The sequence below is a fragment of the Nocardioides sp. WS12 genome, from assembly GCF_014108865.1.
Lineage (GTDB): Bacteria > Actinomycetota > Actinomycetes > Propionibacteriales > Nocardioidaceae > Nocardioides.
Window position 1 is genome coordinate 2,521,086 of sequence record NZ_CP053928.1, and the last position, 12,285, is coordinate 2,533,370.

The 12,285-nt window shown below is 69.5% G+C and carries 12 protein-coding genes; 10 read left to right on the plus strand and 2 right to left on the minus strand.

Annotated elements, in window-relative coordinates:
• The first annotated feature begins 37 nt into the window (after window positions 1–37).
• Together HRC28_RS12230 and HRC28_RS12235 are read left to right on the plus strand one after the other, a co-directional pair.
• Complete coding sequence (locus HRC28_RS12230; protein WP_182380329.1) at window positions 38–1,822, plus strand: proline--tRNA ligase; 1,785 nt, start codon at window positions 38–40, stop codon at window positions 1,820–1,822.
• The gene (locus tag HRC28_RS12235; protein WP_182380330.1) at window positions 1,822–2,541 is read left to right on the plus strand and encodes an HAD family hydrolase; all 720 of its coding nucleotides are present in this window, start codon (window positions 1,822–1,824) and stop codon (window positions 2,539–2,541) included. Before HRC28_RS12230 ends, HRC28_RS12235 begins: the two co-directional genes overlap by 1 nt.
• A gap of 284 nt (window positions 2,542–2,825) precedes the next feature.
• Here the strand turns inward: HRC28_RS12235 and HRC28_RS12240 are convergent, their stop codons facing one another.
• Entirely contained in the window at window positions 2,826–3,311 is a 486-nt protein-coding gene (locus HRC28_RS12240; RefSeq protein ID WP_182380331.1) for a ferritin-like domain-containing protein, read from the minus strand.
• Complete coding sequence (locus tag HRC28_RS12245; protein ID WP_182380332.1) at window positions 3,308–3,808, minus strand: hypothetical protein; 501 nt, start codon at window positions 3,806–3,808, stop codon at window positions 3,308–3,310. Before HRC28_RS12245 ends, HRC28_RS12240 begins: the two co-directional genes overlap by 4 nt.
• A 69-nt stretch (window positions 3,809–3,877) precedes the next feature.
• Here HRC28_RS12245 and rimP point away from each other — a divergent pair, with 69 nt between their 5' ends.
• The 8 genes from rimP (at window position 3,878) to HRC28_RS12285 (ending at window position 12,280) form a co-directional block, all read left to right on the plus strand.
• A complete protein-coding gene (gene rimP / locus HRC28_RS12250) occupies window positions 3,878–4,447 on the plus strand; it encodes a ribosome maturation factor RimP (protein ID WP_182380333.1) in 570 nt (189 codons plus the stop codon).
• Entirely contained in the window at window positions 4,447–5,421 is a 975-nt protein-coding gene (gene nusA, locus HRC28_RS12255; protein WP_182380334.1) for a transcription termination factor NusA, read from the plus strand. The genes rimP and nusA overlap by 1 nt, the downstream gene beginning before the upstream one ends.
• A 65-nt stretch (window positions 5,422–5,486) precedes the next feature.
• Window positions 5,487–5,816, plus strand: coding sequence for a YlxR family protein (locus HRC28_RS12260; protein WP_272902677.1), 330 nt, complete (start codon window positions 5,487–5,489; stop codon window positions 5,814–5,816).
• A gap of 143 nt (window positions 5,817–5,959) precedes the next feature.
• The gene (gene infB / locus HRC28_RS12265; protein ID WP_182380335.1) at window positions 5,960–8,854 is read left to right on the plus strand and encodes a translation initiation factor IF-2; all 2,895 of its coding nucleotides are present in this window, start codon (window positions 5,960–5,962) and stop codon (window positions 8,852–8,854) included.
• A gap of 79 nt (window positions 8,855–8,933) precedes the next feature.
• Complete coding sequence (rbfA, locus tag HRC28_RS12270; RefSeq protein WP_182380336.1) at window positions 8,934–9,425, plus strand: 30S ribosome-binding factor RbfA; 492 nt, start codon at window positions 8,934–8,936, stop codon at window positions 9,423–9,425.
• Window positions 9,425–10,291: a tRNA pseudouridine(55) synthase TruB gene (gene truB / locus HRC28_RS12275; protein WP_182380337.1), complete on the plus strand. Its 867-nt coding sequence runs from the start codon at window positions 9,425–9,427 to the stop codon at window positions 10,289–10,291. Before rbfA ends, truB begins: the two co-directional genes overlap by 1 nt.
• A gap of 23 nt (window positions 10,292–10,314) precedes the next feature.
• Window positions 10,315–11,262: a bifunctional riboflavin kinase/FAD synthetase gene (locus tag HRC28_RS12280; RefSeq protein ID WP_182380338.1), complete on the plus strand. Its 948-nt coding sequence runs from the start codon at window positions 10,315–10,317 to the stop codon at window positions 11,260–11,262.
• 1 nt (window position 11,263) lies between these two features.
• Window positions 11,264–12,280: a hypothetical protein gene (locus HRC28_RS12285; RefSeq protein ID WP_237111815.1), complete on the plus strand. Its 1,017-nt coding sequence runs from the start codon at window positions 11,264–11,266 to the stop codon at window positions 12,278–12,280.
• The last annotated feature ends 5 nt before the right edge of the window (window positions 12,281–12,285 follow it).

A 12,285-nucleotide genomic window follows, 5' to 3' on the forward strand; every position in this document is an offset into this window, starting at 1 on the left:
TCGCGGTCCGGGCAGGCGCCGCCGTAGGCTGCGCCCCGTGCTGATGAGGATGTCGACCCTGTTCGTCCGGACCCTTCGAGAGGACCCCTCGGACGCGGAGGTCCCGAGCCACCGTCTGCTGTTGCGGGCTGGCTACATCCGTCGCGCCGCGCCGGGGATCTACACCTGGCTGCCGCTCGGGTTGAAGGTGCTGCGCCGGATCGAGAACATCATCCGCGAGGAGATGGACGGCATCGGCGCGCAGGAGGTCGTCTTCCCCGCGCTCCTGCCCCGGGATCCCTACGAGGCGACCGGTCGCTGGAGCGAGTACGGCGACAACATCTTTCGTCTCAAGGACCGCAAGGACGCCGACTACCTGCTCGGCCCCACGCACGAGGAGATGTTCACGCTCCTGGTGAAGGACATGTACGGCTCCTACAAGGACCTGCCGCTCAGCCTCTACCAGATCCAGACCAAGTACCGCGACGAAGCGCGTCCCCGCGCCGGTGTACTGCGGGGTCGCGAGTTCACGATGAAGGACTCCTACTCCTTCGACGTCAACGACGCCGGGCTCGAGGCGTCGTACCAGAAGCACCGCGACGCCTATGTCCGGATCTTCGACCGGCTCGGCTTCGACTACGCCATCGTCAAGGCGACCGCCGGCGCGATGGGTGGCTCGAAGTCCGAGGAGTTCCTCGCGAAGGCCGAGGTCGGCGAGGACACCTACGTCCGCTGCACCAACTGTGACTACGCCGCCAACGTCGAGGCGGTCGAAGTGCGTCCCACGCCGGTGACGGCGACCGCCGACAACGGCTGGGACGGGGCACCTGCCGCGCACGCCGAGGCCACGCCCGACACCCCGACCATCGCGACCCTCGTCGAGCACCTCAACGCGGCCTTCCCGCGCGAGGACCGGCCCTGGACCGCGGGCGACACGCTCAAGAACGTCGTCGTGGTGCTGCGCCACCCCGACGGCAAGCGCGAGCCCCTCGCCATCGGCCTGCCCGGTGACCGCGAGGTCGACCAGAAGCGCCTCGAGGGCCAGTTGGAGCCGATCGAGATCGAGGCGATGGGGGAGGCCGAGTTCGCTGGTCACCCCGCGCTGGTCAAGGGCTACATCGGGCCCGGCGTGCTGGGCGAGGAGAACGCCTCCGGCATCCGCTACCTGGTGGACCCCCGTGTCGTCGACGGCACCCGCTGGGTGACCGGCGCCGATGTCGCCGGTTCACACGTGCTGGACCTCGTGGCCGGCCGCGACTTCACGCCCGACGGCACCATCGAGGCCGCCGAGGTCCGCGACGGTGATCACTGCCCGGTCTGCACCGACGGCACCCTCGCGTCCGCCCGCGGCATCGAGATGGGCCACGTCTTCCAGCTCGGCCGCAAGTACGCCGAGGCGCTGGACCTCAAGGTCCTCGACGAGAACGGCAAGCTGGTCACCGTCACGATGGGCTCCTACGGCGTCGGCGTGACCCGTGCCGTGGCCGCGATCGCCGAGAACACCCTCGACGAGATCGGCCTGTGCTGGCCGCGCGAGGTCGCTCCTGCCGACATCCACGTCGTCGTCGCGGGCAAGGACGAAGCACTGTTCACCGCTGCCGAGGAACTCGTCGCCGGGCTCGTCGGAGCCGGTGTCGACGTCCTGTTCGACGACCGCGCCGGCAAGATCAGCCCCGGTGTGAAGTTCAAGGACGCCGAACTGATCGGCGTCCCGACCATCGTGACCGTCGGTCGCGGTGTGGTCGACGGCGTCATCGAGGTCAAGGACCGTCGTACCGGCGAGAAGAGCGAACTGACACTCGAAGGCGCGGTGGAGGCACTCGTTCAGCAGGTTCGCGCCTGATGTCCGCACCGGGCATCGACGCGGTCATCTTCGACTGGGGCGGCACGCTGACCCAGTGGCACGACGTGGACTTCCACGCGGAGTCGCTGGCGCTGGCCCAGGCCGTGCTGGCGACGCCGGACACCTCGGACGACCACCACGCGTTCGCCGAGAAGCTGCACGGCGCGGGCTCGGTCGTGTGGGGGCGCAGCCGTGACCACCAGCAGAGTGCGAACATCGCGGACCTGTTCGACGAGGCCGGTCTCGACCACGACCCGGCCCTGCTGAGCGCGTACTACGACTTCTGGGAACCCCACACCCTGACCGACGTCGAGGTGGCGCCGCTCTTCCGCTGGCTGCGCGCCGAGGGGATCAAGGTCGGCATCTTGTCGAACACGATCTGGCCCCGTGAGTGGCACCGCGGCTACTTCGAGCGCGACGGCGTCCTGGACCTCATCGACGGCGACGTCTACTCGAGCGAGATCCCGTGGACGAAGCCGGCACCCGACGCGTTCCGCGCCGCGATGGACGCCGTCGGCGCCACCGACCCGGCGCGCTGCGTGTACGTCGGCGACCGGCTCTTCGACGACGTCTGGGGCGCTCAGAACGCCGGCCTGCGGGCCATCCACGTCCCGCACAGCGTGATTCCGGCCGAGCAGATCGGTCACACGGAGGGCCAGCCGGACGCGGTCGCGCACCGGCTTTCGGAGATCCCGGACCTCCTCGCTCCCTGGCGCTGAGCGGGGCCTGCACTGCAGGTTTGTGCACTGCACATTTATGAGGATCGATAGTTACAGACCCTCGGGCCGTTCTGTTGCATGATTGTGCACAGGTGATCGGTGAGCCCCACCTCTCCCGTCACCAAAACGACCGTGTCCCCGGTCACCAGTGGTTCGCGGCCCCGTCTTCGGGGGACGTCTCGGGAGTCTCCCGGAGACCAGGCCGTGAACCACTGGCGTTTTTACGGGCCCTCGTTGAACCGAGGCACGAGGTCGCGATGCGCGTATCGAGACATCGGGTGGCGCTAGAGCCCAGGCAGCCGCTCGGGCTTCCCGCCGAAGCCCAGCCCGCGCACGGCCGCGTCCAGCAACGCCTGCACCGCCCAGGCCCGGTCGGTCGCGCTGGTGTTGGCCACCAGATAGGCGTACGTCGACGCTGCCGCCTCTTCGATCGCGAGCGCGCGCCCCTTGACCGCGGCCGGTGAGCCGAGGTCGGCCGGCAACGCGTAGCCGGGCTCGGCGGCGACGGGCTTGCCGCCCGCGGCCACGATGACGCCGGTCAGGTGGTCGCGTCGGTCGCGGTGCAGGGCGTAGGCGCGGGTGAGGGCGCCGTACAGGCTCGGCTGACGGGACTGCGACGTCTGTGCCCCGAGTGCGCCGTAGACGAAAACGGCGGCATGCTCAGCAGCCAGCGCGACCTGCAGGGCGTCCACTGCCGAGGTGGCGGTCCCGGCGGTTCCGGTGGGGGTGCCGGTGGGGGTGCCGGTGGGGGTGGTGGTCGGTTCGCTCACGAGAGCACCACCCGCTGCTGGGCGAGGGCTGCCGCCATCGAGGCGAACACCTGGGCCAGGGCACCGCTCTCGGCGGTCTGTGCCGCGGCCACGAGCCGTTTCTGGAGGGCGGCTTCGTTCGCCAGCAACGTGCGCAGGGCGGCGGCCCTGGGTCCGGTCACGACCGGGGGAGCGGCGGCCTCGGTCCGGCCGAGTTCGCTCGCGTGCGAGGCGTGGATCCGGGCCAGTCGATCCCCGATCCGGGCGAGGGGGGCGATCGTCGTACCCGTGGCGGCGGCCAGCGCGCCGGCTTCGGCGATCGCGGTGGCGACCTCGTCGACGAGGGTGCTGTCGGCGTCGGCGGCCGGCGCGGTCGGCGTGACCGCTCCCGGTGGCACCGGGTCGTCGTCGCCGAGCACCGAGTCGAGAGCGTCGCATCCGCTCAGCGTCAGCGCGGCTCCGCCGAGGCCGAATGCGACGAAGGCGCGACGGGAGAGGTGGCTAACACGGTCGGGCACGCGGGGAACACTACCGAGACCCGGTAGTGTTGATCCGCACCACCACAACAGGACAACGGGAGGATTCGCATGGGTTCGGGCCAGCCCGCTCAGCGTTCGACAGCAGAGCGAATCACCGACCTTCTCACTGCTCCCCTGGCCGAACTCGGCCTGGATCTCGAAGCAGTCGAGCTCACCCCCGCCGGCAAGCGCCGCGTGTTGCGCATTGCCTTGGACACCGATGGTGGCCTGACGCTCGACGACGTCGCGTCGGCGACCAAGAAGATCGACGTGGTCCTCGAGTCCGACGGTGCCGCCATCATGGGGGAGTTGCCGTACACCCTCGAGGTCACCTCTCGTGGTGTCGACCGCCCGCTCACGTTGCCGCGCCACTGGCGCCGCAACGAGGGCCGCCTCGTCAAGGTGGTCACCACCGTCGAGGAAGGTACGACGAACGACGTGGTCGGCCGGATCGGTGCCAGCGACGACGACGGGGTGACCCTCGACGTGGCGGGCTCGGACGTCCGGATCGGCTACGCCGACGTGGCCAAGGCACTGGTGCAGATCGAGTTCAACCGCCCCAAGAGCTCCACCCCCACGGAACAAGACGACAACGCCCAGGACGACCTGGACGAACACATGGACGAGGACGCCGACTGATGGACATCGACCTGAACATCCTCCGCACGCTGGAACGCGAGAAGGAGATCAAGTTCGAGGTGCTGGTGGAGGCCATCGAACAGGCCCTCCTGACGGCGTACCACAAGACCGAGGGCTCGCACACGCAGGCGCGGGTCGAGCTGGATCGCAAGACCGGGCACGTCAACGTGCTCGCAGCGGAGCTCGACGACGAAGGCAACAAGATCGGCGAGTACGACGACACGCCTGCCGACTTCGGCCGGATCGCGGCGACGACCGCGAAGCAGATCATGATGCAGCGCCTGCGCGACGCCGAGGACGAGATCCGGTTCGGTGAGTTCTCCGGCAAGGAGGGCGACATCCTCTCCGGGATCATCCAACAGGGCCGCAACCCCGACGACGTCCTCGTGGACCTCGGCAAGCTCGAGGCGCTGCTGCCCGCGAGCGAGCGCGTGCCCGGTGAGGACTACAGCCACGGCACCCGGATCAAGTGCCTGGTCGTGTCGGTCCGCAAGGGCATGCGCGGACCGCAGATCACGCTGTCGCGCTCGCACCCGAACCTGGTCAAGAAGCTCTTCGCTCTCGAGGTGCCCGAGATCGCCGACGGCACCGTCGAGATCGCGGCGATCGCGCGCGAGTCCGGCCACCGCACCAAGATCGCGGTCCGTACCACCGTCCCCGGTGTCAATGCCAAGGGTGCGTGCATCGGCCCGATGGGCCAGCGGGTGCGCAACGTGATGGCCGAGCTCCACGGCGAGAAGATCGACATCGTCGACTGGTCCGACGACCCGGCCGAGCTGGTGGCGCACGCGCTGTCGCCCGCCCAGGTGCAGTCGGTCACCGTCGTCGATGCCGCGGCCCGTTCGGCCCGCGTCGTCGTCCCCGACTTCCAGCTGTCGCTGGCGATCGGCAAGGAGGGCCAGAACGCCCGCCTGGCCGCCCGCCTCACCGGCTGGCGGATCGACATCCACTCCGATGAGGAGAGCCAGGCCTGATTCCGCGCGCTGGCGGCGTTGCCGGTTGGTGATCCTGACCTCCCGGGCGGTAGAGTCGTCTGTTGGTGGCACGACAATCGATTTCCCCCGCAGAACCTGACGTCTTCCCTCTCGAGGGGCCCGTCCGGACCTGCATCGGATGTCGACAGCGAGCCGCCAAACGCGAGTTGTTGCGGGTGACCGCCGGCTCGGGCGCAGACGGCCGACCAGCCGTCGTACCCGACCTGGAGGGCACTGCACCGGGACGCGGGGCGCACCTGCACCCCACTTCCGGTTGCTACGACCTCGCGGTACGGCGGAAAGCCTTCTCCCGGGCACTGCGCTTCGCGCAGAGTGCGGGTGGAACCGGGCTTTCCAGCGTGCCGGTGGGGGAGTACGTCGCCTCGCTTCACTGATCAATCCGACCGCATCCACCAAGAGAGACTGGAGCAGCAGCTCATGAGCACTCGATGAGTACCTCGCGATGAGCCAGTTCGTTCTGCACCACCCACCAACGGTCTGAAGATCCCCACCCGGGTCTTGGGCCAGAAGGAGCATTGTGGCCAAGACCCGAGTTTCCGAACTCGCGAAGAAGTACGGCATCCCCAGCAAGGAAGCGCTGGAGAAGCTGAGTGCCATTGGCGAATTCGCCAAGACGGCGTCGTCGAGCGTTGAACTGCCTGCAGTCAAGAAGTTCGAAGACACCTACGGCGCCGATCTTCTCGCAAAGATGAAGCCGGCTGCTGCTGGCGGCGAGGCGGCCACGCCCGCCCCGCGGCCCGCGCCGGCCAAGAAGGCTGCCGCTGCACCGGCCGCTCCCGTTGTCGAGGCGCCCGTCGCCGACGCTCCGGTTGCGCCCGAGGCACCTGCAGCCCCTGCTGCTGACGACAAGCCTGCGGCTCCGCGCCCCGGCCCGCGTCCCGGACCGGCGAAGACGCCGGACCCGGAGCCCGAGCCCGTGGTCGAGCCCGTCGTGGAGGCGCCCGCTGCCGCGGCTGCTCCCGAGGCCCCCGAAGCACCTGCTGCTCCGGCCGGTCCGAAGCCCGGTGGTGCGCCGCGAGGTGCGACGCCGAAGGCTCCCGCACCGCGTCCGGTCGGCAAGCCCAGCGGTACCCCCCGTCCGGGCAACAACCCGTTCGCGCCGAGCCAGGGCATGGGCCGCAAGCCTGCTGCCGCTCCGCCGGCCCGCGAGGGTGAGGCCGGTCCGGGTGGACCGCGTCCGCCCGCCGCTGCGCCCGGTGGCCGTCCCGGCATGCCGCGTCCGAACCCGGCCATGATGCCGAAGTCCCCGGCCGCTTTCGGCCCGAACGCCGGTGGCCGTGGCCCCGGTGGTCCGGGTCGTCCCGGTGCCGGTGGTCCGGGTCGTCCCGGCGGCGCGCCCGGTCGTGGCGCTCCGGGTCGCGGTGCCCCGGGTGCAGGTGCTGGCGCTGGTGCGCCCGGTGCCGGCGCTCCCGGTCGCGGTCCTGGTGGCTTCGGCCCCGGTGGCGGCGGTCGTCCCGGCGGTGGCCGTCCCGGCCAGCGTGGCCAGACCCAGGGTGCCTTCGGTCGCCCCGGTGGTCCCGCTCGTCGCGGTCGCAAGTCGAAGCGTGCGCGTCGTCAGGAATTCGAGGCCATGGAGGCCCCGACCATTGGCGGCATGCGGGTCCGCAAGGGCAGCGGCGAGACGATCCGTCTTGCCCGTGGCTCCTCGCTGACCGACTTCGCCGACAAGATCGGTGTCGACGCGGCTTCGCTCGTGCAGATGCTGTTCCACATCGGCGAGATGGTCACCGCGACCCAGTCGGTGGGCGACGAGACGCTGGAGTTGCTCGGTGACGAGCTCAACTACACCGTCGAGATCGTGTCCCCGGAGGACGAGGACCGCGAGCTGCTCGAGACGTTCGACCTCGAGTTCGGTGCCGACGAGGGCGGCGAGGAAGACCTCGTCATCCGTCCGCCGGTCGTGACCGTCATGGGTCACGTCGACCACGGTAAGACCAAGCTCCTCGACGCGCTCCGCGACGCCAACGTCGTGGCCGGCGAGGCCGGTGGCATCACCCAGCACATCGGTGCCTACCAGGTCCACACGCAGGTCGACGGCAACGACCGTCGCATCACCTTCATCGACACCCCGGGTCACGAGGCCTTCACCTCGATGCGTGCCCGTGGTGCGCAGGCGACCGACATCGCGGTGCTGGTTGTCGCGGCCGACGACGGCGTCATGCCGCAGACGGTCGAGGCGCTCAACCACGCCCGCGCTGCCGGTGTGCCGATCGTGGTCGCCGTCAACAAGATCGACAAGGAGAGCGCCGACCCGACGAAGGTTCGTGGCCAGCTCTCCGAGTACGGCCTGGTGCCCGAGGAGTACGGCGGCGACGCGATGTTCGTCGACGTCTCGGCCAAGGCCGGCCTCAACCTCGACAAGCTGCTCGAGGCGATCGTGCTGACCGCTGACGCGTCGCTGGACCTGCGCGCCAACCCGGTGCAGGACGCCCAGGGCCTCGTCATCGAGGCGCACCTGGACCGCGGTCGTGGTCCGGTTGCGACGATCCTCGTCCAGCGCGGAACGCTGCGCGTCGGCGACTCGATCGTCGCCGGTCCGGCCTACGGCCGGGTCCGCGCGATGCTCGACGAGCACGGCGACAACATCGAGGAAGCCGACCCGTCGCGTCCCGCGATGGTGCTGGGTCTGACCGCCGTCCCCGGCGCTGGTCAGAACTTCCTCGTCGTCGAGGACGACCGGATGGCTCGCCAGATCGCTGAGAAGCGTGAGGCGCGCGAGCGTGCGGCCATGCAGGCCAAGCGTCGTGTCCGTCGCACCCTCGAGGACTTCATGGCCTCCATGGAGAAGGGCGAGAGCCAGGAGCTCAACCTCATCCTCAAGGGTGACGTGTCCGGTTCGGTCGAGGCGCTCGAAGACGCCCTCGCCCAGATCGATGTCGGCGAAGAGGTCAGCCTTCGGGTCATCGACCGCGGCGTCGGTGCGATCACCGAGACCAACGTCGACCTCGCGTCTGCCTCTGACGCCATCATCATCGGCTTCAACGTCCGGCCCCAGGGCAAGGCGGGCCAGATGGCTGACAAGGAAGGTGTCGAGATTCGTTACTACTCGGTCATCTACCAGGCGATCGAGGAGATCGAGGCGGCCCTCAAGGGCATGCTCAAGCCCGAGTACGAAGAGTCGACCCTCGGCCAGGCGGAGATCCGTGCGATCTTCCGCTCGTCCAAGATCGGCAACATCGCAGGCTGCATGGTCACGAGTGGTGTGCTTCGGCGCAACGCCAAGGTCCGCATCCTCCGCGATGGCGCAGTCGTGGCCGACAACATCGACCTTGCCTCGCTCAAGCGGGAGAAGGACGACGCGTCGGAGGTCCGGGAAGGTTTCGAGTGCGGTCTCGTGCTCAAGAACTTCCAGGACATCAAGGAAGGCGACATCGTCGAAGCCTTCGAGATGCGCGAGATTCCCCGCAGCTGATTGCTGCTCAAGCCACGCCGCCCGGTCCCTCGTGGGCCGGGCGGCGCAGGCGTTTTCCGTTTACTGATAGGACAGACCCATGGCCAGCCCGCGCGTACGCAAGATCGCCGACCGCATCAAGGTGATCGTCGCCGAGATGCTCGAACGACGGATCAAGGACCCGCGTCTGGGGTTCGTGACCATCACCGAGGTCCGGATGACCGGCGACGCCCAGAACGCCACCATCTACTACACCGTGCTCGGCGACGGTGACGTCCAGCAGGAGACGGCCGCCGCGCTCGAGTCGGCCAAGGGTGTGCTCCGTGCCGAGGTCGGCAAGCAGCTCGGCATGCGCACCGTCCCGAGCCTGGCCTTCGCCTTCGACGGCATCCCCGAGTCGGCTCGCCAGCTCGACGAGGTGCTGGCGCGTGCCCGCGAGGCCGACGCTGCCGTCGCCGCCGCCCGGGAGGGTGCCAGCCCCGCCGGCGAAGCCGACCCGTACAAGAAGCCGCGCGTCATCGCCGACGAGGACGACCCCGACGACACCGTTGACGCTGGCGCTGCTCTCGGCGACGAGGACATCGACGCGTAGTGGCCGCATCTGGCCTGGTGGTGGTCGACAAGCCCGCGGGGATGACGTCACACGACGTCGTTGCCCGGGTACGACGCCTCGCCGGCACCCGCAAGGTGGGGCATGCGGGCACGCTCGACCCGATGGCCACCGGCGTGCTGGTGCTCGGGGTCGAACGCGCGACCCGGTTGCTCGGTCACCTGATGCTGACCGAGAAGGGCTACGACGCCACGGTGCGGCTGGGTGTCAGCACGACGACCGATGACGCGGAGGGCGAGGTCATCGCCACGTCCCGTGCGGCCCTCCTGGAGTCCGGACCGGTCGGTGCGGCATTCGGCACCCAGGTCGGCGAGATCATGCAGGTGCCGACCGCCGTCTCCGCGATCAAGGTCGACGGTAAACGCGCCTATGCCCGCGTGCGGGCCGGCGAAGAGGTCGAACTCAAGGCGCGCCCCGTGACCATCCATTCGCTCGACGTTCTGGGGCAGCGGGTGGAGGGGGACTGGCTCGACGTGGACATCACGGTTCGCTGCTCGAGCGGTACCTACATCCGCGCCATTGCCCGGGACGTCGGCGCGGCCCTCGGCGTCGGCGGGCACCTCACGGCGCTGCGTCGTACGGCGGTCGGACCCTACGGGCTCGAGGTCGCCAGCACCCTCGACGAGCTCACCGAGTCCTTCAGCCAGTTGCCGATCGCCGACGCAGCACGCGCGGCCTTCCCCGCCCTGGACCTTGACGAGGAGCAGGCGCAGTCGGTCCGTTTCGGGCGACCGTTGCCCCTCGGGATCGACGAACTCACCGGCGTCTTTGCACCCGACGGTGAGTTCCTGGCGCTCTACCGACCCGAAGGTGACACCGCTCGCCCCGAGGCAGTCTTCGTCGGCTGACTGCACATCAGTAGTCTTGCGCCGTGCAAGCGTGGCGAGCCTTTGAGGACGTCCCGGGTGATCTCGGGCGCACGGTGGTGACGATCGGCAACTTCGACGGCATGCACCTGGGCCATCAGCACGTCGTCCGACGTGCCCGCGAGGTGGCCGGCGAGGTCGGGGTCGCGCACGTCGTGGCGGTCACCTTCGACCCCCACCCGATCGCGGTGCTGCGTCCGGAACATGCCCCGCCCACGCTGACGACCATCGACGAGCGCCTGCGACTGCTCGGCGAGGCCGGCGTTGATGACGTGCTGGTCATCCCGTTCTCCCGTGAGATCGCCAACTGGACGCCGCAGGAGTTCATCGACCGGATCATCCTCGCGACCCTGCATGCCAAGGCCGTCGTGGTCGGCGCGAACTTCCGCTTCGGTAATCGCGCAGCCGGTGACTGCAACCTGCTGCGCGCGGCCGGGCTCCAGAACGACTTCGTCCTCGAGGAGGTCAGCCTCGACGGCGGACCCCAGGTCTGGTCGTCCACCTACGTCCGCACCTGTCTGGCCGCCGGCGACGTGACCGGTGCCGCGGAAGCCCTCGGCCGACCGTTCGCCACCCGTGGCGTCGTCATCGAGGGCGACAAGCGCGGCCGCGAACTCGGTTTCCCCACGGCCAACGTGCCGGTGCGTCAGGGGGCTGCGGCGCCCGCCGACGGTGTGTACGCCGGCCGGTTGACGGTCCTCGACGGACCGGATGCGGGGACGTCGTACCCGGCAGCGATCAGCGTGGGCACCAACCCGACGTTCGCAGGGGAGCGGGAGCGGCGGGTCGAGTCCTACGTCCTGGACCGCACCGACCTCGAGCTCTACGGCCGCGAGGTCGAGGTGACCTTCGTCGAGCGCCTGCGCGGCATGGTCCGGTTCGACTCCGTCGACGCGCTGCTGGTGGCGATGGCCGATGACGTCAAGCGCGCCCGCGGGATCCTCGGAGCCTGACGTGCCCGACGGGCCGGTCGAGAACCTTGCGGCAGCAGAGCGGTGGTTCGTCGAGCACGGCCTGCCTTACTTCGTCGATGACCACCGCGCCGCCGTCGCACGCGGCCTGCGGCGCAGTCGACTCGTGGCCCTGACCGTTCTGGCGCTGGTCGTCGGTGCTGCCGCCGGTGTGGTCGTCGGTACCTCGCTGAGCTCGGCTGCCGGGGTGGGGGCCGGCCTGACCGTCGTCGGCGTGGTGCTGGCGGTCTACGCCGTCGCCACGCTCCGGGCGTGGTTGATCGTGACGTGGGCGGTCCGCCGTACCTTCCGTTCCCTGGGCCTGATGTTCCCGCTGGTGACGCGGGCGCTCCCGCTGCTGCTGCTCTTCATCACCTTCCTCTTCATCAATGCCGAGGTCTGGCAGGTGGCGGCGAGCCTGGACGGTGGCGTGCTGTGGATCGCGGTGCTGCTGTTCGCAGCGCTGGCCGTCGGCTTCCTGATGGTGCGCCTGCCCGAGGAACTCGACAGCGTCGACGACGAGGTCGAAGGCAAGCAGTTGATCGACGCCTGTGTCGGCACTCCGCTGGAGGAAGCCGCCCGCAGCATCGCCGGGCGCGTCGACCGGGTCGGTGCCGTCGACGCCGAGGTGAGCGGTTTGCAGAAGGCCAACCTGGTGCTGGTCCTGCTCGTCGCCCAGGCACTGCAGGTGTTGCTCCTCGCGCTGGCCGTCTTCGCGTTCTTCATCGTGTTCGGCGTCGTCGCGATGGAGCCGGGCGTCGTGAGCACCTGGACCCAGGGCACGCTGCACCCGATCGATGGTCCGCTCGGAGACCTGACCGGCACCCGGCTGAGCCAGGAACTGATCCGGGTCTCGACCTTCCTCGCGGCGTTCAGCGGCCTGTACTTCACGGTCTACGCCGTCACGGACGAGTTGTATCGCCGGCAGTTCTTCTCCGTCGTGATCCAGGAGCTCGAACGCGCCGTGAGCGCGCGGGTCGCCTACCGGTCGATGCGCAACGACAGCCTCGTTCAGGACTGAACCCC

Bases quoted from the DNA above. Each gene is read 5' to 3' on its own strand.
- HRC28_RS12235 (WP_182380330.1), top strand. From the start codon at position 1,822: ATGTCCGCACCGGGCATCGACGCGGTCATCTTCGACTGGGGCGGCACG.
- rimP (WP_182380333.1), top strand. From the start codon at position 3,878: ATGGGTTCGGGCCAGCCCGCTCAGCGTTCGACAGCAGAGCGAATCACC.
- nusA (WP_182380334.1), top strand. From the start codon at position 4,447: ATGGACATCGACCTGAACATCCTCCGCACGCTGGAACGCGAGAAGGAG.
- rbfA (WP_182380336.1), top strand. From the start codon at position 8,934: ATGGCCAGCCCGCGCGTACGCAAGATCGCCGACCGCATCAAGGTGATC.